The 23,582-nt window shown below is 65.5% G+C and carries 20 protein-coding genes and 2 tRNA genes; 12 read left to right on the forward strand and 10 right to left on the reverse strand.

The features are described 5' to 3' along the window. The first annotated feature begins 43 nt into the window (after positions 1-43). The 4 genes from ACZ1H8_RS20720 (at position 44) to ACZ1H8_RS20735 (ending at position 6,049) form a co-directional block, all read left to right on the forward strand. Entirely contained in the window at positions 44-1,447 is a 1,404-nt protein-coding gene (locus tag ACZ1H8_RS20720) for a sigma-54-dependent transcriptional regulator (protein WP_465179103.1), read from the forward strand. Next, the gene (locus tag ACZ1H8_RS20725) at positions 1,437-2,753 is read left to right on the forward strand and encodes a sensor histidine kinase (RefSeq protein ID WP_465179104.1); all 1,317 of its coding nucleotides are present in this window, start codon (positions 1,437-1,439) and stop codon (positions 2,751-2,753) included. The genes ACZ1H8_RS20720 and ACZ1H8_RS20725 overlap by 11 nt, the downstream gene beginning before the upstream one ends. A 72-nt stretch (positions 2,754-2,825) precedes the next feature. Then, positions 2,826-4,433 carry a GNAT family N-acetyltransferase gene (locus ACZ1H8_RS20730; protein ID WP_465179105.1) on the forward strand — a complete coding sequence of 536 codons (1,608 nt, stop codon included), beginning with the start codon at positions 2,826-2,828 and terminating at the stop codon, positions 4,431-4,433. A 254-nt stretch (positions 4,434-4,687) separates the two neighbouring features. Next, entirely contained in the window at positions 4,688-6,049 is a 1,362-nt protein-coding gene (locus tag ACZ1H8_RS20735; RefSeq protein WP_465179106.1) for an outer membrane protein assembly factor BamB family protein, read from the forward strand. A 56-nt stretch (positions 6,050-6,105) separates the two neighbouring features. On the opposite strand, the gene ACZ1H8_RS20740 is transcribed toward ACZ1H8_RS20735, so the two are convergent. Further along, positions 6,106-6,182 (reverse strand) — tRNA-Pro (locus tag ACZ1H8_RS20740). Between the two features lie 99 nt (positions 6,183-6,281). On the opposite strand from ACZ1H8_RS20740, the gene ACZ1H8_RS20745 reads away from it, so the two are divergent. Beyond that, positions 6,282-6,358 (forward strand) — tRNA-Ile (locus ACZ1H8_RS20745). On the opposite strand, the gene ACZ1H8_RS20750 is transcribed toward ACZ1H8_RS20745, so the two are convergent. Beyond that, positions 6,337-7,689, reverse strand: a complete 1,353-nt coding sequence (locus tag ACZ1H8_RS20750; protein WP_465179108.1) for a sensor histidine kinase — start codon at positions 7,687-7,689, stop codon at positions 6,337-6,339. The two genes, ACZ1H8_RS20745 and ACZ1H8_RS20750, sit on opposite strands and share 22 nt — an antisense overlap. A gap of 328 nt (positions 7,690-8,017) precedes the next feature. Between ACZ1H8_RS20750 and ACZ1H8_RS20755 the strand changes: the two genes are divergently transcribed. Continuing rightward, positions 8,018-8,482, forward strand: a complete 465-nt coding sequence (locus ACZ1H8_RS20755) for an Lrp/AsnC family transcriptional regulator (RefSeq protein ID WP_465179109.1) — start codon at positions 8,018-8,020, stop codon at positions 8,480-8,482. Between the two features lie 106 nt (positions 8,483-8,588). Here ACZ1H8_RS20755 and ACZ1H8_RS20760 read toward each other — a convergent pair whose 3' ends face one another. Then, positions 8,589-9,827 carry a tetratricopeptide repeat protein gene (locus tag ACZ1H8_RS20760; protein WP_465179111.1) on the reverse strand — a complete coding sequence of 413 codons (1,239 nt, stop codon included), beginning with the start codon at positions 9,825-9,827 and terminating at the stop codon, positions 8,589-8,591. A 352-nt stretch (positions 9,828-10,179) separates the two neighbouring features. Between ACZ1H8_RS20760 and gyrA the strand changes: the two genes are divergently transcribed. Next, a complete protein-coding gene (gene gyrA / locus ACZ1H8_RS20765; RefSeq protein WP_465179112.1) occupies positions 10,180-12,918 on the forward strand; it encodes a DNA gyrase subunit A in 2,739 nt (912 codons plus the stop codon). Positions 12,919-13,019: 101 nt separating this feature from the next. Continuing rightward, entirely contained in the window at positions 13,020-13,376 is a 357-nt protein-coding gene (locus ACZ1H8_RS20770; RefSeq protein ID WP_465179113.1) for a DUF952 domain-containing protein, read from the forward strand. A 2-nt stretch (positions 13,377-13,378) separates the two neighbouring features. Here the strand turns inward: ACZ1H8_RS20770 and ACZ1H8_RS20775 are convergent, their stop codons facing one another. From ACZ1H8_RS20775 to ACZ1H8_RS20785, 3 genes are read right to left on the reverse strand one after another with little or no spacing between them, the layout of a single operon-like run. Next, a complete protein-coding gene (locus tag ACZ1H8_RS20775; RefSeq protein ID WP_465179114.1) occupies positions 13,379-13,771 on the reverse strand; it encodes a VOC family protein in 393 nt (130 codons plus the stop codon). Positions 13,772-13,786: 15 nt separating this feature from the next. Further along, positions 13,787-14,221, reverse strand: coding sequence for a DUF488 domain-containing protein (locus ACZ1H8_RS20780; RefSeq protein WP_465179115.1), 435 nt, complete (start codon positions 14,219-14,221; stop codon positions 13,787-13,789). Next, positions 14,218-14,838 carry a lysoplasmalogenase gene (locus ACZ1H8_RS20785; protein ID WP_465179116.1) on the reverse strand — a complete coding sequence of 207 codons (621 nt, stop codon included), beginning with the start codon at positions 14,836-14,838 and terminating at the stop codon, positions 14,218-14,220. The genes ACZ1H8_RS20780 and ACZ1H8_RS20785 overlap by 4 nt, the downstream gene beginning before the upstream one ends. Before the next feature lie 57 nt (positions 14,839-14,895). On the opposite strand from ACZ1H8_RS20785, the gene trmFO reads away from it, so the two are divergent. Next, positions 14,896-16,221, forward strand: a complete 1,326-nt coding sequence (gene trmFO / locus ACZ1H8_RS20790; RefSeq protein ID WP_465179117.1) for a methylenetetrahydrofolate--tRNA-(uracil(54)-C(5))-methyltransferase (FADH(2)-oxidizing) TrmFO — start codon at positions 14,896-14,898, stop codon at positions 16,219-16,221. A gap of 31 nt (positions 16,222-16,252) precedes the next feature. Here the strand turns inward: trmFO and ACZ1H8_RS20795 are convergent, their stop codons facing one another. Next, positions 16,253-16,744 (reverse strand): EF-hand domain-containing protein, encoded by a 492-nt coding sequence (locus ACZ1H8_RS20795; RefSeq protein ID WP_465179118.1) that lies wholly within the window; start codon positions 16,742-16,744, stop codon positions 16,253-16,255. A 45-nt stretch (positions 16,745-16,789) separates the two neighbouring features. Then, positions 16,790-17,449: a squalene/phytoene synthase family protein gene (locus ACZ1H8_RS20800; protein WP_465179119.1), complete on the reverse strand. Its 660-nt coding sequence runs from the start codon at positions 17,447-17,449 to the stop codon at positions 16,790-16,792. A gap of 111 nt (positions 17,450-17,560) precedes the next feature. On the opposite strand from ACZ1H8_RS20800, the gene ACZ1H8_RS20805 reads away from it, so the two are divergent. Genes ACZ1H8_RS20805 through ACZ1H8_RS20815 form a run of 3 tightly spaced genes read left to right on the forward strand, consistent with a single transcriptional unit; the run spans position 17,561 to position 20,675 of the window. Beyond that, positions 17,561-19,402, forward strand: coding sequence for a pilus assembly protein TadG-related protein (locus ACZ1H8_RS20805; protein ID WP_465179120.1), 1,842 nt, complete (start codon positions 17,561-17,563; stop codon positions 19,400-19,402). After that, positions 19,399-19,992: a TadE/TadG family type IV pilus assembly protein gene (locus ACZ1H8_RS20810; RefSeq protein ID WP_465179122.1), complete on the forward strand. Its 594-nt coding sequence runs from the start codon at positions 19,399-19,401 to the stop codon at positions 19,990-19,992. The genes ACZ1H8_RS20805 and ACZ1H8_RS20810 overlap by 4 nt, the downstream gene beginning before the upstream one ends. Continuing rightward, positions 19,983-20,675: a TadE/TadG family type IV pilus assembly protein gene (locus ACZ1H8_RS20815; RefSeq protein ID WP_465179123.1), complete on the forward strand. Its 693-nt coding sequence runs from the start codon at positions 19,983-19,985 to the stop codon at positions 20,673-20,675. Before ACZ1H8_RS20810 ends, ACZ1H8_RS20815 begins: the two co-directional genes overlap by 10 nt. Positions 20,676-20,862: 187 nt before the next feature. Here the strand turns inward: ACZ1H8_RS20815 and ACZ1H8_RS20820 are convergent, their stop codons facing one another. Next, positions 20,863-22,266, reverse strand: coding sequence for a pyruvate dehydrogenase complex E1 component subunit beta (locus ACZ1H8_RS20820; protein WP_465179124.1), 1,404 nt, complete (start codon positions 22,264-22,266; stop codon positions 20,863-20,865). A gap of 1 nt (position 22,267) precedes the next feature. Next, complete coding sequence (pdhA, locus tag ACZ1H8_RS20825; protein WP_465179125.1) at positions 22,268-23,317, reverse strand: pyruvate dehydrogenase (acetyl-transferring) E1 component subunit alpha; 1,050 nt, start codon at positions 23,315-23,317, stop codon at positions 22,268-22,270. Positions 23,318-23,582: the final 265 nt, after the last annotated feature.

The raw sequence follows: 23,582 nt of genomic DNA on the forward strand, positions 1-23,582 counted from the left end.
AAATTGATTGTCCGGCTCCGCACACCAGTTGTACGGAGGGTTCATGGGGAGCAGTGCCGAATTCGATCTTTGCGTGATCGTCGATGACGACGAGGATATCCTGCTGGCGGCACGGTTGCTGCTTAAGCGGATTTTCGCGAAGGTCCTCACCGCACGCTCGCCCGAGGAGGCGATCGTGGCGATGGCTGGCCGCGAGCCCGACGTGCTGTTGCTCGACGCCAATTTCGCGCGCGGCGCGACCGATGCGAAGGAAGGGCTGGCCTGGCTCGACCGTCTGCTCGCCGCCGATCCGGACATGGTGGTGGTGATGATCACCGCCCATGCCGGGATCCAGCTCGCGGTCGAGGCGATGAAGCATGGCGCGACCGATTTCGTGGCCAAGCCCTGGTCGAACGAGCGCCTCCTGGCGACGGTGCGCACCGCCGCTACACTGCGCCGGTCGCGCGGGGCGGTCCGGACCGAGCGGGCCAAGCTGGCGGTGGCCAGCGCAGCGCCGGGCGATCCCTTTCCGCTACTCGGCGAATCCCCGGCAATGGCGCGCGTGCATTCGCTGATCCAGCGCGCCGGGCCGACCGATGCCAATGTGCTGGTGCTGGGCGAGAATGGCACCGGCAAGGAGCTGGTCGCGCGCGCGCTCCACCGCCATTCGCGCCGCGCAGAGCGGGCGATGCTGACCGTCGACCTGGGCGCCGTGTCGCAGGACCTGATCGATTCCGAACTGTTCGGCCATGTGAAGGGCGCCTTCACCGACGCGCGGACCGATCGCATCGGCCGGGTCCAGGCGGCCGATGGCGGCACCCTGTTCCTCGACGAGGTCGGCAACCTGCCGCTCCACCTTCAGCCCAAGCTGCTGACCGTTCTGGAGCAACGGCAGGTGACCCCGGTCGGCGCGAACAAGTCGGTGCCGGTCGATATCCGCGTCATCGCCGCAACCAATTTGTCGCACGCGCGCCTGACCGACGAGAGCGTGTTCCGCCAGGATCTGCTCTTTCGCCTGAACACAGTGGAGATCCTGCTCCCGTCGCTGCGCGAACGGCGCGAGGATGTGCCGATGCTCGTCGCCCATTTTCTCGATCTCTATGCGCGCCGATATGGGCGCGACGTTCCGCGCGTCGCCGACAGCGCGATGCGCGCCCTGGTCGCGCATGACTGGCCCGGCAATGTCCGGGCGCTGCGTCACGCGGTCGAACGCGCCGTCATCCTCGGGCGCGGCGGGCAACTCGACGCCGACGATTTCTCGCTGTCACCGCCCGCCCAGGCCGCGCCTCGCCTGTCGCGCGAGGCGGTGGTGTCGGCGCCGACCGAGGATCTCAATCTCGATCGCGTCGAGCGTCGGCTGGTGGAAAGCGCGTTGCTGAAGCACGGCTACAACATCTCGCTCGCAGCCTCGGAACTCGGCCTCTCGCGCGCCGCGCTGTATCGCCGCATGGAAAAACATGGGCTCTAACTTCACGGTCCAGCTCGTGTTGCGGCTGCTGCTGGTCCAGCTGCTGCTCGCTGCGCTGGCCTGGGCCGTGCTGACGCCCGGGCTGGCGGCAGTGCGGATCGTCCTCGCACTGCTGATCGCCGGTGCCTGCTGGCTGCTATGGCATCATGTCCAACGCACCAACCAGCAGGTTGCCCGCTTCGTCGAGGCGCTACGCCATGGTGACGGATCGGCGCATTTCGGGGGGCGCTCGGGTTCCGGCTTCGACGCGATGGGCCGCGCCTTCGACGAGACGATGCGCGCGCTGCGTGACGAGCGGCGCGCCGCGGTGGATGAACTGGGCTTTCTCCAGGCGCTGGTCGACGACACGCCGGTCCCGCTGCTCACGGTCGAGGCCGGCGGGCGGATCACCCTGGCGAACAAGGCCGCCCGGCGGCTGTTCACCGAACATGAGGGGCTGACCCAGGACGCGTTCCGCCGCTATGGCGCGACCTTCGCCAATCGGCTCGACACCGCGGCACTGCTGCGCGAGGAAGTGCTGATCCTCACCTTGGGCGGCCGTGCCCGCCGCGCAATCGTCCGCTCGGCCGCTCTCGCCCGACTGGGCAACAGCGTTCATGTCGTGATCGTCCAGCCGATCCAGGAAACGCTCAACGCGGTCGAGATGGCGGCGCAGACCGATCTCGTCCGCGTCCTCACCCACGAGATCCTCAACTCGCTGACCCCGGTGACCTCGCTCGCCGCGACCGCCTCCACCCTGATCGCGCAGGTCGACGACCCGCGGCTCGAGGATGCGCGGCTGGCAGTCGCGACGCTTGAGCGTCGGGCCGAGGGGCTGGCCCGCTTTATCAACAGCTATCGCCAGGTTGCGAGCGAGCCGGTCGTCGACCGCCGCCCGTTCCAGGCCGCACCCTTCGCAGCCGAACTCGCCCGGCTGTTCCGCGCCGAGCGTCCCGACGTCACGCTCGATGTCAGCGTGGACCCGGACGATTTTGCGATCGACGCCGATCCCGACCTGATCGCCCAGGCGCTGATCAACCTGCTGCGCAACGCAGGCGAGGCGGCGGTCGGGCACGCCGCTGCGCCGCGCGTTTTGCTCGACCTGCACCGGTCGAGCGTCGGGGACGTCGCCATCGCCGTCGCAGATAACGGCCCCGGCGTCCCGGCCGAACTGCGTCGCGACATCTTCCTGCCCTTCTTCACCACCCGCGCCACCGGCACCGGCGTCGGTCTCAATCTGGTGCGCCAGATCGTCTTCGCCCATGGCGGCACGATCGATCTCAAGGACGATGCGCTGGGCGGCGCCCGGTTCGAAATCCTGCTCTGAGGCGCGGCGTTCGCCGGCCATGGCTCCGATCGGCTGGGATGTGCGTTCATGCGCCGGCCCCAAGGAGAAACCATGCCCAGGAAAAGCCCCGCCAGGCTCAGTGTCCGCAACGCCGTCCCCGCCGATATTCCCGGCATCCTGTCCCTGATCGCCCGTGCCTATCCCGATGCGGAGAATTACAGCTCGGGTCAGATTCGCGGCCAGATCAACAACTTCCCCGAAGGACAATTCGTCGCGATCTTCGAGGATCAGGTGGTCGGCTATTGCGCCTCCTCGCGGATCGACGAAGCCGTCGCGCTCGCCCCGCATGACTGGGCCACGATCAGCGGCGACGGGTTCGGCAGCCGCCATGATGCGACCGGGGACTGGCTCTACGGGATCGAGATGGCGGTCGACGAGCGGATGCGCGGCCTGCGCATCGGCAAACGTCTGTACGAGGCGCGCCGCGCACTGGCCGAACGGCTGGAGTTGCGCGGCATCGTCTTCGCCGGACGCATGCCGGGCTATGCCCGCGTCCGTCGCAAGGTCGATGGGCCCGAAGACTATCTCGCTCGCGTCCAGGCCGGCGAGTTCCGCGATCCCGTCATCGGCTTCCAGATCGCCAACGGCTTCGCCCCGATCGGCGTGCTCCCCCGCTACCTGCCGTCGGACAAGCAATCGGCCGGCTATGCCGCGCACATGGTCTGGCGCAATCCCTATGTCGATCCGGGCGAGCCCGCCGCCTTCCGTGTGCCGCGCGACGTGGAGAGCGTGCGTCTGGCGACCGTCCAGCTTCAGGCCCGAGCGGTGAAGGACTTCGCGGAATTCGTCCAGAACATCGAATATTTCGTTGATATCGCTGCCGATTACCGCTCCGATTTCGTTGTCTTTCCCGAACTGTTCACGCTATCTTTGCTGTCGTTCGAGCCTGCAGGCCTGTCACCGATGGAGGCGATCGACCGGATGACCGAGCATCGCGCGCCGATCGTCGCCGAACTGTCGCGCATGGCGCTGCGCTACAATATCAACATCGTCGGCGGATCGCACCCGACGCGGACCGATGACGGCAGCATCCAGAATGTCGCCTATGTCTGCCTGCGCGACGGATCGGTCCACGCCCAGGAAAAGATTCACCCGACCCCCAACGAAGCCTATTGGTGGAAGGTGAAGGGCGGCAGCTCGGTCGAGGTGATCCAGACCGATGTCGGCCCGATCGGGGTCCTGATCTGCTATGACAGCGAGTTCCCCGAACTCGCCCGCCGGCTGGTCGACGAAGGCGCGCGGATCATCTTCGTCCCCTTCTGCACCGACAACCGCCAGGGCTATATGCGGGTGCGCTACTGCGCACAGGCGCGCGCGATCGAGAATCAGTGTTTCGTGGTGCTGTCGGGCAATGTCGGCAACCTGCCCGGGGTCGACAATATGGACGTGCAATATGCCCAGTCCTGCATCCTCACCCCGTGCGACTTCCCCTTCGCCCGCGACGGCATCGCCGCCGAGGCGAGCGAGAATATCGAGACGCTGACCATCGCCGACGTCAACCTGGCCGACCTGACCTGGGCCCGCGCCGAAGGCACCGTCCGCAACCTGTCGGACCGCCGCTTCGACCTCTACCGCATCGACTGGAAGAAACCCCCGCGCAGCGTGACCCGGCGCGAACCCAAAAAGCCGCGCGGGACGAAGGCGCCGGGCGGCGGGTGAGGAAGAGCCGGGGAGTTGGTCGGCGTGAGCAAATCACTACGTCCCGATCCTCGCGCCTGCGCGTCTGAATATTCGCCGGACACTCGCGCCGTTGGCCAGAAGACGAAGCCGAAATCTGCAGCCTATCGCGACAGTTCAGTCCGAAAAGTGACGTCACAAACCCATTAATCTACAAAAAATGTGACATGGCATTGATGTGAAATTGAATACGATCCAGTAGGAGTCCTTGAACGGGGTAGTTGCTTGGGGGAAACATGAAAAATTCAGCGCTGATTGCACTCTCGGTGTGCATGCTCGCAGGCGCGTGCAGTGGCGGCGGAAGTTCAGGAGGGGGCGGGAACTCTGGCGGCGGAACGGTTATCGTCGCACCGACGCCGACTCCCACCCCAACGCCGACTCCCGCTCCGACGCCAACACCAACACCATCGCCAACGCCCACAGCGCTGGCCACGCCGATCCCAATTGCGGCAGACGCAAACTGGTCGGCGTTGCAGCGCGATCCCGCCCATACGGGCTATGTCCCAACAAGCTTCGTGTCCGCGAACTTCGCAGATGCTTGGACGATCACCACGGACGGGGCGCCCAGCGAAGTAACTGCGCGAGCGGGCAGCGTTTTCTTCAACGACCTGCACGCTGACAATCACACCTACACGCACAGCGTAGCGACTTCGAACGGTTCAGTGCTCTGGACCTTCGATATCGGCCAGGGGAATTATGCCGTGGGCCGGCGCCCATACGGGCCCGCCTATTCGAACGGCCGCGTCGCGTCGATCACCTATAATTCTACGTCGAGCGCCGCACCGATGCAGGTGATCAATGCCGCGACTGGCGGCTATATCAGCACGCCCACCTATGACGCCCAATTCAGTGACGGCAGTATGCCGACGATGGTCGGCGACGAAATCTTCTTTACCTCAGGCTATTACGGCAACGCCATCTTCAATGCTAATGCCGCGACTGGCGACCGGATATGGAGCACGACCAACCCGACGCAATATGGCGGTTATGTCATGCAAGGCGAGAGCGTCGCCGTCGACCAGCAATATGTCTATTTCTTTCAGGCTGGCTCGATCGTGGTGCTGAAGCGGGACGGTACTCTTGCCAAGATCATTCAGAACCCCTTCTTCACTCGCAATTTCATCAGCTATTTCGGTGAATATGTCGGCGCACCGATGCTCGACGCGGCGGGCCGCATTTACGTCTTTACCGACAATCGCCAGCGCGGTGACGCGCTCCCGATTGCAGCATTTTCGCTGTTTGCGGAAAAGCCGTTGTGGCGCACTGGATACAGCTATGTCGGAGACCCGGCCGTGCGGGCCGACCGGGTGTACGCTGCCCGTTCGTCGAGCACGATCGTCGACGTGATCGATGCCTCGACCGGTCTGGTCTCCGCCTCCATCAACGTGGGCGGAAGCAGCAATCTCACCAGCAACGTGATTGTCTCCGACAGCCACCTGTTCGTTTCGAGCCCCACCACCACGTTCGCTGTTGACCTGACAAAGACCAATTTCCCAGTGGCCTGGAAAACCGCTTTCGGTGGTCCGCTGGCAATTACCCCAGAGGGCTATCTGATCATCTCGACCGCTACCGGACTACATGCCGCAAAACTGAAATGAGATGGGCCGGCCATAGGGCCGGCCGACGGCCAAGCTAGCGACCGCTGCCAGGCAGTTGGTCGGGGAGACAGGATTCGAACCTGCGACCCTCTGGTCCCAAACCAGATGCGCTACCAGGCTGCGCCACTCCCCGACGCGACGGCGCTTAGACGAGAAATTTCGCCGCGCCTAGTCGTCTCGCGCCATCTTGCGGACTGCATCGCGCTTCCGCTATCGCCGGCCAGCGCTGGCGGGGCCTGTAGCTCAATTGGTTAGAGCTGGCCGCTCATAACGGCTAGGTTGCGGGTTCAAGTCCTGCCGGGCCCACCAGCGTCTTCGTCAGACCTTCGTGCCGCAGGCAGCGACAGGGTCACGCGATCCGCATCGAGCGACAGGCTCCCGCCCAGTTCGCGCGCCAGATCATGGCCCAGCCGCAGTGCGAAGCCGGTGCCGAGCTGCGCCGTGTCGCCGGTCTCCTCGTCGAGCTTCGGCCGCCCGTTGCCGCGGCGATGGGCCAACGCGGCCGGACGGTCGATCGTCACCACCACCTGTCGGTCTGTGGCAGCACCGATCCGTACACCGATCTGCTCGCCCCGCCCGCTCGCCGATACGAGCGTCGCCATCAGCCGGGCGACCAGCCGTTCGATCGCGCGGCGGTCGCCGCTGACCGCGGCGTCCTCCCCCTGCACCCGGATCGCCGAGCCGCGCAGCAGGAGGAGCGGCGCCAGATCCTCGACCGCCGCCTTTAACAAGGGGCGCAGGCGCACCGGCGCAGCCACCAGCGAAAGCGCACCGCCGTCGATCCGCGCGGCCAGATCCAGATCGTCGATCGCACCGATCAGGTCGCGTGCCTCCGACCGAATGACAGCGGCGCGTCGGCGATAGGGATCGGCGACCGCCCCAAGCATCTGGGTCTCGATCATCTCGGCAAAGCCCGCGATCGCGTTGGCAGGGGTGCGCAGCTCGTGGACCAGCTGACGCAGCGAATCCATCTGCGTCGCAGACGGATCGGGCATCGTCGCGGCGGATGCAGCGCTTCGCGGCCGTCGCGCGGCACCGCGATAGCCGGTGAACCGCCCGGTCGCCGCATCGAAGGCCGGCAGCGCGGAGATCAGCCAGGGGCCAGCGGCGTCGCTGTCGCCGCCGACAGTGATTCGGACATCGTGCAACGGTGCCGCGACCGGCAGCATGTCCTGCCGGAGCGCAAGACCGATCAGCGGCCCGCGAGTCGCACCCTCGACCCAGCGGATCATGCCGCTGCTGTCGGTTTCGAAGCGGAACCGCTGCGCCCGAACCGGCGGCTCCTGGCGCGCTTCGCCGCCGGATCGCTCATGCTCACGGCGGAATGCATCGATCCGCGCGACTATATCGGCAATCCGGAAGGGGCCTTCGCCATCCGCGGCCTGGACGGGATCAGCAGAAGCGGCGTTATCCTGCGATCCGGCATCGATTGCAGCCGATGTCGGCGATCGCGCCGCGCGGCGGTCGGTCGGCCGGTCGAACGGTGCCTCGGTGGCGCCCTGCCCGATCGGATGTACCGTGCGATCGCGTGCCTGCGCATCCTCGGCGGCCATCAACGCCTCGATCCGCTTCAGCAGCGCAGCGAGCGATTCCGCTGCGTCCGCTGCACGTGCGGGTAGAGGGACGTCGATGATGCCCAAGTCGCCTGATTCCTATCGGTCGGTTCTGCTGTGGCTGCGGCGCAGCTCACCGGGCCGCTTCGTTCCGCGCGCGCAACTTGGCAACCCGAAGCCGTATCTTCGCAAGAGCGTAATTGCTCAAATTGGCGAATATCCGGGAACTGGAGGACTGGCTTGCGTCACTGCTTCGGGCTGGCGCGGCTGACTTTCGCTTCGTGCGATACGACCCTGACGGCGGGCGCGATGCGGGACAAATTCGTTGCGTTGTAATAATATTATGCGTAACGCGATGACAACAGCACGAATGCAATCCATCAACGCTGCAGTTACAAGGGAGTGAACGCGCGACATGCGTTTCGATGACATCGACATGCGGATTCTCGCGTTGCTTCAGGAAAATGGCCGGATGACGAATGTCGAGCTGGCCGAACGCGTCGGGCTGACCGCCCCGCCCTGCCTGCGCCGGGTCCGCGCGCTGGAGGAAGCCGGCGCGATCCGCGGCTATCATGCGGCACTCGAACCCGCCCAGCTTGGCTATAATCTGATCGTCTTCGCACTGGTCAGCCTGAAGAGCCAGGCCGAGACCGATCTTCAGGCGTTCGAGAAGCTGGTCGCCGAAATTCCTGAAGTACGCGAATGCCATATGCTGAACGGCGAGATAGACTTCATCCTGAAGATCGTTGCGACCGACCTGCCGACCTTCCAGAACATGCTGACCTCACACCTGACCACCGCGCCCAACGTCGCGCATGTGAAGACCAGCTTCACGATCCGCACGTCGAAGTCGCTGCCGGGCGTTCCCGTCCCCGCCTGAGGCTTCGCGCCGGCCGCGACCGGCGGCATCGCGCTGAGCCCAATGACCCAATGAAAAAAGGGGCGACCGAATGGCCGCCCCTTTTCTTGTTCCGGATCGACGCCGCTTACTTGAGCGGCGGCAGGTCCATCCACATCGTCCAGTATTTGGCGATGTCGTTCAGCGGTGCGGCCTGGACCTTGGCGAGTGCCGCCTTGGCCTCGTCCTTGCGGCCGGCCTTGGCCAGCGCGACGCCCAGGTGCAGGTTGGTCTGGTCGGCGGCAGCGCCGTTGCCCAGCGCCGTCTGGTACAGCTCGATCGCGCGCGGATAATTGCCGGTCGCGGCGAAGATGTCGCCGACGCTTGCCTGCTCCTTGCCGGTCTTGGCTGCCTTGGCCAGCGCGTCGGGCGTACCGTCCTTGGCCGCCGAATCCTTCGACAGGCGATCGATCTGCGCGGCGGTCGGCTCGTTCGCCGGGATCTTGCCCGCCTTGCGGCCTTCGTCGATCACGGCGATCGCTTCCTGCGGCTGACCGGCCGACTGGGCAAGCGAGGCATAGTCGAGATAGTCGTTCAGATCGGCCATCGCGCCGGTGCCGCGAAGCAGGCGATAGACATCCAGCTTGGCGTTGCGGTCAAGCTGGGCGCCGCCGGCGACCGAATTGCGATACTGGACGATGATCTGGCGCCAGTTGGCCAGCGTCGGGAAGTCACGGATCTGGCGCAGCTGCCAATCGGCGAGCGCAGCACGGTCGCCCGAAGCCGCGACACGCGACACTGCCCAGCGATACCAGCTCTCCTGAACCGGCTGGCCCGAAGCCTTCACCGCCTCGATCACCTTGCCCATCTCGACCACGCCCTGCGGACGACGATTGGTCGAATCATAGATCTGGGCCAGCATCAGCGACACGTCGGGGCTGTTCATGCCCAGCTCGCGCGCCTTGACCAGGAACGGCTCGGCCTGGGCGTACTGCTTCATTTCGAACGACGCCTGGCCGCGATAGAAGTTGTACGCACGCAGATTGGCCTGCGGTGCTGCCGGATTGGCAAGCATCGCATCGGCGGCCGCGATCAGGCGCTGGTTGTTGCGGGGGTTGCGGTTGACCTCGACCTCGAAGCGCAGGATCTGCGCGTAATTCTTCTCGTCGTCGTTCTTCGCGACGGCTTCTGCGGCGGTCAGCTGCGTGTCGGCGGTCGCCCAGTCCTTTGCCCCGATCGCGACGCGCGCGGCCTCTGCGGGCTTGCGGAACTCCTCGCTGACCTTGATCGCGGGGGCCTTGTCGTCTTTCTTCTGGGCCAGGGCCGGCGTCGCCGAGACGCCGAGGCTGAGGGCCATGGCAATCGCCAGCTTCGAAACCATCTTCATGATCTAAAACTCTCCTGCACGGGTCGCCGCTTGGTAGGGGGATCTGCGCACGCTCTAGAGGCCCAGCCGTCCCCGTACAAGCGCGTGCATTGCTCCCTGGAAATGACAATCGTCGGGTGAACAAGCGTTGAACGATCGATTCCTATCCGTTCCGATGACGAACCGGTGCCTTCACAGGACGAATCGAAAATCATGCATGGATTCAGGGTTCTGCGCACTCCCGTTCGGCCGCCGGACCATGTTCTCTCGCGCACATGCGCGCGCACGCGTGGGCGCGAGGCTTGGCAGTCACGCCTCGGCCCGCTAGAGCCGCCATGAAACTGCAACACCAACCTACCGGAAACCCGATCCCTTGACCGACGAGACTACCCTCGCCGACCCGTCCGATATCACGCCGATCTCGATCGTCGACGAGATGAAGACCTCGTACCTCGATTACGCGATGAGCGTCATCGTGGCGCGCGCGCTCCCCGATGTCCGCGACGGTCTGAAGCCGGTCCACCGCCGCATCCTCCACGCGGCGCAGGAAGGCGGCTATGTCGCCGGCCGGCCCTATCGCAAGTCCGCCCGCCTGGTCGGTGACGTGATGGGTAAATATCACCCGCACGGCGACAGCTCGATCTACGACGCCTTGGCCCGCATGGCCCAGGACTGGTCGATGCGCGTCCCGCTGATCGACGGCCAGGGCAATTTCGGATCGATGGATCCCGATCCGCCCGCCGCCATGCGCTACACCGAGGCTCGCCTGGCCAAGGTTGCGTCGGCGCTGATCGACGATATCGACAAGGATACGGTCGACTTCCAGGACAATTATGACGGCTCCGAAAGCGAGCCGACGGTCCTGCCCGCGCGCTTTCCGAACCTGCTGGTCAATGGCGCCGGCGGCATCGCGGTCGGCATGGCGACCAATATTCCGCCGCACAACCTCGGCGAAGTCGTCAATGCCTGCCTCGCCTATATCGACAATGGCGCGATCACCATCGAGGAACTGATGGAGATCGTCCCCGGTCCGGACTTCCCGACCGGTGCCCAGATCCTCGGTCGTTCCGGCTGCCGCTCTGCCTATCAGACCGGCCGCGGCTCGATCATGGTGCGCAGCCGCTACATCACCGAACAGCGTGGTGAACGTCGTTCGATCGTGCTGACCGAGATCCCGTTCCAGCAGGGCAAGAACGCGCTGGTCGAGAAGATCGCCGAGGCCGCGAAGGACAAGCGGATCGAAGGGATCAGCGACATTCGCGACGAATCCTCGCGCGAGGGCGTCCGCATCGTCATCGACCTGAAGCGCGACGCGACGCCCGAGGTGGTGCTGAACCAGCTGTGGCGGCACACCCCCGCCCAGTCGAGCTTCCCGGCCAACATGCTGGCGATCCGCGGCGGCCGCCCCGAATTGCTGAACCTGCGCGACATCGTCGAGGCGTTCGTCAAGTTCCGCGAGGAAGTGATCACCCGCCGCTCGAAGTTCGAGCTGGCCAAGGCACGCGACCGCGCGCACATCTTGCTCGGCCTAGTCATCGCGGTCACCAATCTCGACGAGGTCGTCCGCATCATCCGCGGCTCGTCCAGCCCCGCCGTCGCGCGTGAGGCTTTGCTGTCGCGCGACTGGCCGGTCGCCGAGATCGCGCCGTACATCAAGCTGGTCGAGGCGGTCGAGGTCGAGGCGACGGGCGAGACCTATCGGCTGTCCGACGTCCAGGTCCGCGCGATCCTCGACCTGCGCCTGCACCGCCTGACTGCGCTTGGCCGCGACGAGATCGGCGACGAGCTGCGCGAACTGGCGCACACGATCGGCGAGCTGCTTGAGATCCTGGGCAACCGCGCGCGCCTGTACGAGGTGATGGTCGAGGAGCTGACACTCGTCCGCGATCAGTACGCGACCCCGCGCCGGACCGAGATCGCCGCCGCTGCCGACGGGATCGAGGACGAGGACCTGATCGAGCGCGAGGATATGGTGGTCACCGTGACCATGGAAGGCTATATCAAGCGCACGCCGCTCGAGACCTTCCGCGCGCAGCGCCGCGGCGGCAAGGGCCGCGCGGGCATGGCGACCAAGGACGAGGACGTCGTCACCAACCTGTTCGTCACCTCGACGCACACGCCGGTGCTGTTCTTCTCCACCGCCGGCAAGGTCTATCGCATGAAGGTGTGGCGCCTGCCCGAGGGCGGGCCGGCCACGCGCGGAAGGCCGATGATCAACCTGCTGCCGCTGGCGGCGGGGGAGACGATCTCAACCGTGCTGCCGCTGCCCGAGGACGAGAATGAGTGGGGCGCGCTCCACGTCATGTTCGCGACGGCCAAGGGGTCGGTGCGCCGCAACTCGATGGATGCGTTCACCAACGTGCCGTCGAACGGCAAGATCGCGATGAAGTTCGAGGGTGACGATACCGATGACCGCCTGATCGGCGTCGCGCTGCTCGACGAACAGAATGACGTGCTGCTCGCCACCCGCGGCGGTCGGGCGATCCGCTTCGCCTCGACCGATGTGCGTGAGTTCCAGAGCCGCAACTCGACCGGCGTGCGCGGTATCACCCTGCTGGGCGATGACGAAGTGATCTCGCTGTCGGTGCTGCGCGGGTTCGTGTCGACCACCGAGGAGCGCGAAGCCTATCTGAAGGCTGCGCCGTGGAAGGAAGGCGAGCGCGAGCGGACCCTGTCGCCCGAGCGGATGGCCGAGTTCGAGGCGATCGAGGAATTCATCCTCACCGTCTGCGCAAACGGCTATGGCAAACGGTCCTCGGCGTTCGAATATCGCCGTACCGGTCGCGGTGGCCAGGGCATCACCAATATCGACAATCTCAAGCGCAACGGCCCGGTCGTCGCCAGCTTCCCGGCGCATAATGGCGAACAGCTGATGCTGGTCACCGACCAGGCCAAGCTGATCCGCATGTCGGTCGGCGATACGCGCGTCACGGGCCGTGGCTCGGCCGGCGTCCGCCTGTTCGACGTCGCGACCAACGAGCATGTCGTTTCGGCGGCGCGGATCGAGGAAAGCGAAGAGGAGGCCGAGGCCAATCTCGGCGACGGTCCGGTCGCAGGCGAACCCACGCCGGACGCGATCATCGGCGAGGATGCTGCCGAGGGCGAGGCCTGAGCGCAGCACGATCACTGAACAAGATGGAAGGCCGGGGAGCGATCCCCGGCCTTTCGCTTGTCCCACGGAAACCATCACCCGAACCGGCGAGTTGAAGACCGATGAGCACGCCCACCGAGACCACCGCCTACAAGATCCTGAGCGACCAGGAGATGGAACAGCTGGAGCAGGACGGTGAATTCGCCGGCGCGCCGGTCGATCTCGCCGACGGCTACATCCATCTCTCGACCGCCGCCCAGCTGCAGGGGACGCTCGACAAGCATTTCGCCGGCCGTGCCGACCTGTGGATCGCCGCGGTCGATCTGGAGGCGCTGGGCGACGAGGTGAAATGGGAAGTCTCGCGCGGCGGCGAGCTGTTCCCGCATATCTATGCGAAGCTTCCGCTGTCGGTCGTGACCGCCTATTCGCCGCTTCACCGCGAGGCGGACGGCAGCGTCGCCCTGCCCGTTACCGGCTGACCTTATTCGGGGCGGTGCGACACCGCCTCGACATTCATCCCGTCGGGATCGAGCACGAACGCCCCGTAATAATTGGGATGATAATGGGCGCGGATGCCCGGCGGGCCATTGTCGCGGCCGCCTGCCGCGATCGCCGCCGCGTAGAAGGCGTCGACCTCGGCTCGGCTGGCCGCGGCCAGCGCGATATGCGTGCCCTTGCTGACCTGTCCACCGGCATCGCCGATCCAGAAGTCGGGCTTGTCACTCTGGCCGTAGCCGAGATGGCTGCTGCCATCGCCGGTCATCTCGGGCGTGACCGTCATCTGGATCGACAGGCCGAGCGGCGCCAGCGCGGCGTCATAGAATGCCTTGGATGCGGCGATGTCCGACACGGTGTAACCGACATGATCGAGCATGATGGGACCTTTGCTTCAGGGAACCAGATCGACGACGTCCATGTCGCCACCCTCAGCCTGCAGCAGCAGCGTGCGGTGGCAATGACAGGGATCACGTTCGTAGCACAGCAGCGCCGACGGCTTCTCGCGGGCAAGCTCGCGCATCCGTGCCACCTCCACCTGCGCCTCGGGCAGGCCGAGCTGGATGTCATAGACCGCGCGCAGCGTCTTCACATCGCCCTTCTTGGCGGCGTCGCGCCCCGCCTTGGGCGTACCCAGCGCGCGCAGATGGACATAGCCGATCCCGGCATCCTTCAGGCTGGCCGCCAGGATGCTCTTGGAAAAGCCAGGCCGGCGCGACAGCGGCAGCGCGCGGACGTCGATCACCTGTTCGACCCCGGCCGCCTTCAGCGCCGCCAGGAAATCGGCCATCGTCGTCTGTTCATAGCCGATGGTGAAGATGCGCGTCATGCCTTCTCCCGCTCCAGCGTCGTGACGACGCCGTGCGCGATCAACGCCTGACCGATGAAATAGGTCGGCCAGATCAGCAACTCGGGGATCGTCGTGCCGAACGCCCCGCCCCGACCGAAGATCAGCAGGTCGGACAGCACGAACAGCATCGCGCCGAGTGCAACCTTGTAGCGAGGGAAGCGGCTGGTGCGGGCGGTGCCTGCCATCAACCCCAGCGCTACGGCATAGACCGCCACCCCTGTCGCCGCCTCGCGTTCGACCGGCAACAGCCAGGATACTACCACGACCGCCGCCGCGATGATCAGCCCGTGCCACAGCGGCACCGCCTGGTTGCGCAGGTAAAGGCCGATCGCAACCAGATGCGCGGCCAGAAATGCGATCGCGCCGACCGCTAAGCCATGCGTCTCCAGCAGGACATCGCCGAGACCGCATAGCGCCAGCGCCGTGGTGATCATCCATCCATCGAGGCTTCTCGCATGGAGGGCAGCCCACAGCGCCAGCAGCGCGACCCCCGCCCCCTTCCACACCACCAGCAGATCGGGCGGCACCATCAGCCACCGGCTCAGATAAAAGCTGGCGCCGGCCGCCAGCGCGAAGGTGAAGACCGTGCTGCGCATTGCGTTACCATGCCCGGCGGCTGGCCCTCTGCCAAGCAGGCCGCTATCTGGCGGGCAATGACTCACGATATCCATATCATCGGCGGCGGCCTCGCCGGTTCGGAAGCCGCCTGGCAGCTTGCCCAGGCAGGGTTCAAGGTCCGTCTTTCGGAGATGCGCGGATCGGGCAGCATGACCCCGGCACACCAGAGCGACCGGCTGGCCGAGCTGGTCTGCTCGAACAGCTTCCGCTCGGACGATGCCGAGCGCAATGCGGTCGGTTTGCTCCATCAGGAAATGCGCGACCTCGACTCGCTGATCATGGCGCAGGGCGACATGCACAAGGTCCCCGCGGGCTCGGCACTGGCGGTGGATCGCGACGGCTTTGCCGAGGGTGTCACCCTAGCGCTAGAAGGCCACCCCAACATCACCATCGTGCGCGAGCGGGTCGATGCGCTGCCCGAAAGCGGCCTGACCATCGTCGCCACCGGACCGCTGACCGCCGAAAGCCTGGCGGGGAGCATCGGCAGCGCGACCGGCAAGGATCAGCTCGCCTTTTTCGATGCGATCGCGCCGATCGTCCATTTCGATTCGATCGACATGGAGACTGCCTGGTTCCAGTCGCGCTGGAACAAGGTTGGCCCGGGCGGCACGGGCAAGGATTATATCAACTGCCCGATGACCAAGGACCAGTATCTCGCCTTTCACGCCGGGCTGATGGCCGGCGAGAAGACCGAGTTCCGCGAATGGGAGGACGTCCCCTATTTCGAAGGCTGCATGCCGATCGAGGTGATGGCGGAGCGCGGCGTCGATACGCTGCGCTACGGGCCGATGAAGGGCGTCGGACTCGACGACCCGAAGACCGGGCGCTGGCCTTATGCCGTCGTCCAGCTGCGGCAGGACAATGCCAACGGCACGCTGTGGAACATGGTCGGATTCCAGACGAAGCTCAAATATGCCGAGCAAGTCGCTCTGTTCCGGACGATTCCTGGTCTGGAAAATGCCGAGTTCGCTCGGCTGGGCGGCCTGCACCGCAATACCTTCATCAAGTCGCCCGAGCTGCTCGACCCGACGCTGCGACTGAAATCGGCGCCGCATATCCGCTTCGCCGGGCAGATCACCGGGTGCGAGGGCTATGTCGAAAGCTCGGCGATCGGCCTGCTCGCAGGCCGCTTTGCTGCCGCGGAACTCCAGGGTGTCGAGCTGACCCCGCCCCCGGCGCAGACCGCGCTCGGCGCGCTGCTGCGCCACATCACCGGCGATGCCGAGGTCGAGACCTATCAGCCGATGAACGTCAATTTCGGGCTGTTCCCGCCAATCCCAGGCAAGAGCAAGAAGGCAGACCGGAAATTGATGTACACGTCGCGGGCTCGCGACGCGTTCAAGGACTGGGTCGCGGCCTGAAATTGGGCGACCTGCCCGTCAGCATCTCCTGTCAGCCGTCGTCATTCCCGTCGTCGGCGGCGGGGCTTGCGGCCGGTTTCGGACAGGCGCAGCGCGGCTGAGCGGCACGACGCTTCGGCGCGGTGGTCGCGAACTCGGCGCGGGTCAGCGATCCCGATCGATCCTTGTCTGCCTGGGCGAAGCGGGTGGTCGTCTTGACCGCCCACTCGTCGAAGCTCAGTTGCCCGTCGCCATTGGTGTCGAGCTTGGCAAAGGCCTTTCGCCGGGTCGCGAGATACTCCTCGCGCGTGATGGTGTCGTTGCGATCCTTGTCGACCCGGTCGAAGCGCTTCTGCTCGCGCGTCTTGTCGGCGGCGCGCGGCGCCTCCGCCGGCAGCGGGCCTTCCTCGGCATTCGCAGCAGCCGCAGCAGGAGCGGGCGGCGGTGCGGTCCTGGCCTCGGTCGCTGCGACCCCGCGGAACATGAACATCCCCGCCAGCGCCAGCACCAGCGCGCCCGCGGCTCCGACAAGATATCGCCACATCGTCCGACTCCCCTTGGCCCGGGACCAGACTAGCGCGTCGGACGCTCAGCGCCCGCTCAATCGGAACCAAATCAGACGCATTAGCCGTCCTGGTGCCCCGACCGGCGCCGGCGTGCCTGCAGGCAGGTCGAGATCGCGCAGTGCCAGATGCGCCATTGCCCCCAATGCGCGGCCCGCGCCGCTCCAGCGACGCCCTATCGCTGCCTGGAGGCGCGGTCGGGCCAGTTCGCGCGCAATCTCCGATTCGCCGGCATTGCCCAGGTGGCGCGCCAGGTCGGCGAGCGCCCAGCCCTGCCCTGCCTCTGCAAGCGGATCGTCGCCGGCACCCATCGCCTGCGCCGCGGCAACGAACAGATGCCCGCGCCCCTCGCCGAAGCGTTGCAAGGCATCGGCGTCGAGGTCCTCTTCGAGCAGGACTTCCCAGCCATCGACGATCGGCGCCAGCGAAGCGCCCGATACGCCCCGTGGCACGACATGATCGGCAATACCGCGAAGCACCGGCTCGGCCGGCGGCGGCTTGACGTCGAGGTCGGCCAGCCGCTCACGCCACCACGCCAAGCGGATCTGGCCCAGCGCCGGCTCGCGCGTGGTCTGAAGGAGCTGCGCCAGCGCATCGTCCAGCGCGAGGAGCGCGGCAAGCGCCCCACGACCGTCCGCCGGTGCATAGGTCAGGATCAAGTCTCGCTCGGGATGCAGCGCGGTCATGCGGCACATCCGTCCGGCGCAGATCGATAACGCCCGCTTAACCCCATCGGGTTACCCGCGATTAACGCCAGCCGGCGCATGTCCGGGCCTGATCGGGGAAGAGCATTCAGCATGTCGGCATCACAGGACAGCAATCGATCCGGAGCTCCCGCGTTCCTCACGCGCCTGGCCCGCGACAAGCGCGGCAACACGCTGGCGATGCTGGCGATCGCGCTGATCCCGCTGCTGGGGCTGGTCGGTTCGGCGGTGGACACGGCCCGGCTCTACGTCGTCAAGGTACGTTTGCAACAGGCTTGTGACGCCGGGGTCCTCGCCGGCCGCAAGTTCATGTCGAGCAGCGCATCGACGACGCTGGATCAGAACGCCACGGACCAGGCAAATGCCTTCTTCAACAACAACTTCAAGGCCGGCACCTTCGCGTCGAGCTCGGTGTCGTTCACGCCCAGCAAGACCGCCGACAATCAGGTCGCCGGCAGCGCCAGCGTGACGGTGCCGATGACGCTCACCCAGATGATGGGGTTCGGCCCGACCCGTATTTCGGTGACCTGCGAAGCACGCTTCGACGTTGCCGATCTCGACATCATGTTCGTGCTCGATACCACCGGGTCGATGGCCTATGAGGCATCGAATACCAGTTCGAGCGGCCAGTCGGTCCAGACCTACACCCGCGCCGACGGCACAACCGGCTATTACACGGTCGAGAAAAGCAACGCGCGGATCAAGGCGCTGCGATCGTCGGTGCTGAACTTCTACGACACGATGGTGAGCGCGGCCGACGCGTCGACGAAGATTCGTTACGGTATCGTCCCCTACTCCTCGTCCGTGAATGTGGGGAAGATCATCCCGTCCAGCTTCCTGATGTCCGGGACCTACCAGTATCAGACACGCGAGCCGAGCGCCGATCAACGGTCGGGAAGTGCCAGCAGCAACACCTATAGCGGGATTTCGCAGACCAGCTGCGACGCCTATGCCAGCCGGACGCCGTCGAGCGGGTATAATTCGTCAGGACAATATGTGACGAAGACCGTCGCCTGGACGGCGACCCGCAATGGCAACGGGAACTGCGTCGTCACGACGCAGACCTGGCAGCAATATTATCGCTTCGGGCAGCTCCCGGTCGACATCTCGCAATATGTCCGCGGCGACTGGGTTCGTGACCCGAGCAAGACGAGTGGCATGAGCAAATGGCAGGGGTGCATCGAGGAGCGCCACACGGACCCGTGGGCATCCTTCAGCCAGTCGGCGCTGCCCTATGACCTCGACCCCACACGCGCCGCAACCAATGATGATACTCGCTGGCGTCCGATGTGGCCGGACATCATCTACGAGCGAAACAACCAGGTCGGCCCGATCGAAATCACCAGCACCGCCGCCGCCGGCAACGCCTATGAGAATCTGGGCGCCAAGGGCAGCACGAACATCTATACCTGCGGCAAGGAAGCGCGCCGCCTGCGCGAGATGAGCCGCAGCGAGCTCTCATCTTTCCTCAACGACCCCGATTTCCGGCCGATGGGCTATACCTACCATGATGTCGGCATGATCTGGGGCACCCGCTTCCTCGACCCCAATGGCCCTTTCGCGTCGGACACCGCAGCCTGGCCGGGCCGCAAGACGCCGATTCGCCATATCGTGTTCATGACCGACGGCATCATGCAGCCGCAATATGACCTGTACGGCACCTATGGCTTCGAACGCCACGACAAGCGGGTGACCGACGGCAATTCCTCGATCCTCGCCACCAGGCACAATGCGCGGTTCGTTGCCGAGTGCGAAGCGGCGAAGAACCGCAACATCACCGTCTGGGTGATCGCCTTCGGTCAGGCGCTGACCCCCGAGATGAGGCAGTGCGCGTCGAGCACGGCCCATGCCTTCTTCGCCAGCAGCGACGCCGAGCTGAACTCCGCCTTCCAGTCGATCGCGTCACGTGTCGCGATGCTGCGGCTCTCCAAATGACGGCCGCTCTGGTCCGATCGCTGCGCCGGTTCGCCCGCGACCGGCGCGGCATCGCAGTGACCGAGTTCGGGATCCTGGCGCCGGTGTTCGTCGTGCTGCTGCTCGGGCTGATGGACCTGACCTACCAGGCCTATACCCGCGCCGTGCTGGAAGGCGCGATCCAGAAGGCCGGGCGCGATTCGGGTATCGAGGCCGCGCAGTCGTCGGTGATCGATGCCAAGGTGACCGCCGCGGTGAAGCAGGTCGCGAAGAGCGCGGTGCTGACCTTCGACCGCAAGAGCTATTCGACGTTCAGCAACATGAAGCCTGAACGCTTCACCGATACCAACGGAAACGGACGGCGCGATCCGACCGAATGCTATGACGACATCAATGGCAACCAGCGGTGGGACGCCGATCCGGGCAAGACCGGTCAGGGCGGCGCGAGCGACGTCACGCTATACACCGTGACCGCGACCTATGACCGGCTGTTCCCGCTCGGCAAGCTGCTGGGCTGGCCAGACAAGGAAACGGTTTCCGCGAGCACCTTGCTCAAGAACCAGCCCTATGCGTCCCAGGCAGTGCCGACGGTGGTGAACCGATGCAACTGATCCCTTTCCTTCGCCGGTTCCGCGAGGATCGCTCGGGCGTGACCCTGCTCGAATTCGCCTTCGGCCTGCCCATGTTCCTGACCGCCGGCATGTGGGGCGTCGAACTGACCAACCTGGCCATCACCCATCAAAGGCTCAGCCAGCTGGCACTCGAGCTTGCCGACAACGCCTCGCGCGTCGGCCTGTACAGCAACCAGGCGACGGTCCAGTTGCGCGAGGTCGACCTGAATGACGTGCTGCAGGCCACCCGCACCCATGGCCAGAACATCGACCTGACCGCCAATGGCCGGGTGATCCTGTCCAGCCTGGAGAATGTGGGCGGCACCCAGCGCATCCATTGGCAGCGCTGCATCGGCGCCAGGAGCGGGGCGGGCTATGATTCGAGCTACGGCACGACCATCACGACCGCCGGCACCACCACGAACGCCAGCGACGCAGGAACGCCTGCCCCGACCGGCATGGGGGAAGCGGGCGCCAAGGTGAACGCGCCAACCAACTCGGCAGTGATGTTCGTCGAGGTCAATTACCTCTACACGCCGCTGATCGGAAACGGCTGGTTCGCCTCCCCGCGGCGGCTGCAATATGTCGCCTCGTTCATCGTCCGCGACAATCGCGACCTGACCCAGCTCTACAACCCCTCGCCCGCCGCAACGCGTTCGACCTGCAATCTGTACAGCGCCTAGGCGCACACGGGCGATCGCCAGCTGCAGCGCGCTCAATGCCTGGGGGGTTCGGGATGGTTGTCCCGCCGTCCGTATCTCCTGCGACCGCCCTCATGCAGAAAGAGCGCCGCCCGGCATCCCGGACAGCGCTCTTTCGAACTACAGGTCGGTCTGAGCCGGGACGGAACCCGCCCGGCCCCAGATCCAATTAGCGATAGGTAACCTTCTTGACCGCCGCGACGACGCGCGCCGCGTCGACCAGGGCCAGCTTCTCGAGGTTTGCCGCATAGGGGAGCGGCACGTCCTCGTTGGTGACGCGCAGGACCGGAGCGTCGAGGTCGTCGAAGCCCTGTTCCATCGCCACGGTGACGATCTCCGATGCGATCGAGCAGACCGGCCAGCCTTCCTCGACCACGACCATGCGGTTGGTCTTCTTCAGGCTTTCCAGCACCGTCGCGGTGTCGAGCGGACGCAGCGTGCGCAGGTCGATGACCTCGGCCTCGATCCCCTCGCCCGCCAGCGTCTCGGCCGCGTCGAGCGCGACGCCGACACCGATCGAGTAGCTGACGATCGTGACGTCCTTGCCCTCGCGGACGATGCGCGCCTTGCCGATCGGCAGGACCCAGTCATCGACCTTGGGCACGTCGAAGCTGCGGCCATAGAGCAGCTCGTTCTCGAGGAAGACCACCGGATCCTCGCTGCGGATCGCCGCCTTCATCAGGCCCTTGGCATCGGCCGCGTCATAGGGCGCGATCACGATCAGGCCAGGGACGCTGGCGTACCAGGGACCATAGTTCTGCGAGTGCTGCGCGCCGACGCGGCTGGCCGCGCCGTTGGGACCGCGGAACACGATCGGGCAGCGCATCTGGCCACCCGACATATAGTTGGTCTTGGCGGCCGAGTTCACGATGTGGTCGATCGCCTGCATCGCGAAGTTGAACGTCATGAACTCGACGATCGGCTTCAGCCCGCCCATCGCCGCACCGGTGCCGACGCCGGCAAAGCCGTACTCGGTGATCGGCGTGTCGATCACGCGCTTCGGGCCGAACTCGTCGAGCAGGCCCTGGGTGACCTTGTAGGCGCCCTGATACTCGGCGACTTCCTCGCCCATCACGAAGACGCGCGGATCGGTCCGCATTTCCTCAGCCATCGCGTCGCGCAGCGCCTCGCGGACGGTCTGCTTCATCAGCTCGGTGCCCTCGGGCAGGTCGGGGTCGCGCACGGTGGCCGACTTGTCGCTGGCCAGCTTCGACGTGCCGCTCTCCGCCTTCTTGGGCGTTTCCGCGGTCTCGGACTCGGCGGCCTTCTGCTCGGTGGCAGGCGCCTCGGCCTTGTCGGCCACCGGAGCCGGTGCCGGCGAGGCTTCCTCATCGTCACCGTTCAGCGTCGCGATGACGGTGCCGACCTTCACATTGTCGGTGCCCTCGGCGATCAGGATTTCGGCAATCGTGCCTTCGTCCACCGCCTCGAATTCCATCGTCGCCTTGTCGGTCTCGATCTCGGCCAGGATGTCGCCCGACTTCACCGTGTCGCCGGCCTTCACCAGCCACTTGGCGAGCGTGCCTTCTTCCATCGTGGGCGACAGCGCCGGCATCTTCAGTTCGATCGCCATCTCAGTAGGACTCCACCAGCACGTCGGTATACAATTCTGCCGGATCCGGCTCCGGCGTGGATTCCGCAAAGTCCGCGGAGGCGTTGACGACCTTGCGGATTTCCGCCTCGATCGGCTTCAGCTCGTCTTCCTTGACGCCCATCGCCTCGAGCTCGCGCTTGACCGCCTCGATCGGGTCCGACTTGTCGCGGACCGACTGGACTTCCTCGCGGCTGCGATATTTGGCCGGGTCGGACATCGAGTGACCGCGGTAGCGATAGGTCTTCATCTCGAGGATGATCGGGCCCTTGCCGGCGCGAACCCAGGCAAGCGCCTCTTCGGCGGCACCGCGGCACGCCAGCACGTCCATGCCATCGACCTGGATGCCGGGGATGCGGAAGCTCTCGCCGCGCTTGTACAGCTGATCCTCGGACGACGAGCGGTTGACGCTGGTGCCCATGGCGTACTGGTTGTTCTCGATCACATAGATGATCGGGAGCTTCCACAGCTCGGCCATGTTGAAGCTCTCATACACCTGGCCCTGGTTCGACGCACCGTCGCCGAAATAGGCCATGGCGACGCCGCCATCCTCGTTATATTTGTGCGCGAACGCCAGACCCGTGCCGAGCGACACCTGAGCGCCGACGATCCCGTGGCCGCCATAGAACTTCTTCTCGGTCGAGAACATGTGCATCGAGCCGCCCTTGCCGCGCGAAATGCCCGCGGCGCGACCGGTCAGCTCGGCCATGATCACCTTGGGATCGATGCCGTAAGCGAGCATGTGGCCATGGTCGCGGTAGCCGGTGATGACCGAGTCCTTCTCGCCGTCCAGCGCCGACTGCAGGCCGACCGCAACCGCTTCCTGGCCGATATAGAGGTGGCAGAAACCGCCGATGAAGCCGAGGCCGTAAAGCTGGCCCGCCTTTTCCTCGAAACGGCGGATCAGGAGCATTTCCTTGTAGAACTGGAGCAGCTCTTCCTTGGAAGCCTTGTACCGATCCGGTTCGCTGGGCCGTTCGCGATTGGATACGGCAGGCTGGGGGGTTGGCGTCTTCGCCGGCGCTTTTGCCACGATCAGATGATCCTCATTCCCGGGGAGGGGGTGTCAGGGGGGTGCCTATAAGCGGGTTCATGGCCCGGACGCAACGTCAACGCGCATGGGTTGAGTGCAAGGGTAACGTAGCGGATACCGGTTACCGGGGAATTGGTTCGCGGGAGAGGCGGGTTGGTGCGGCTGGCCGGTGCGATTGTTTCATTTTGTGAACGGGCGGCCATGGATTGGTACAACTCGCAGACCGCGCCTTTCGCATGTCGGATCAGGGGCTGGTAGAGGCTCG

It is taken from the genome of Sphingomonas sp. BL-S-25 (assembly GCF_055521555.1).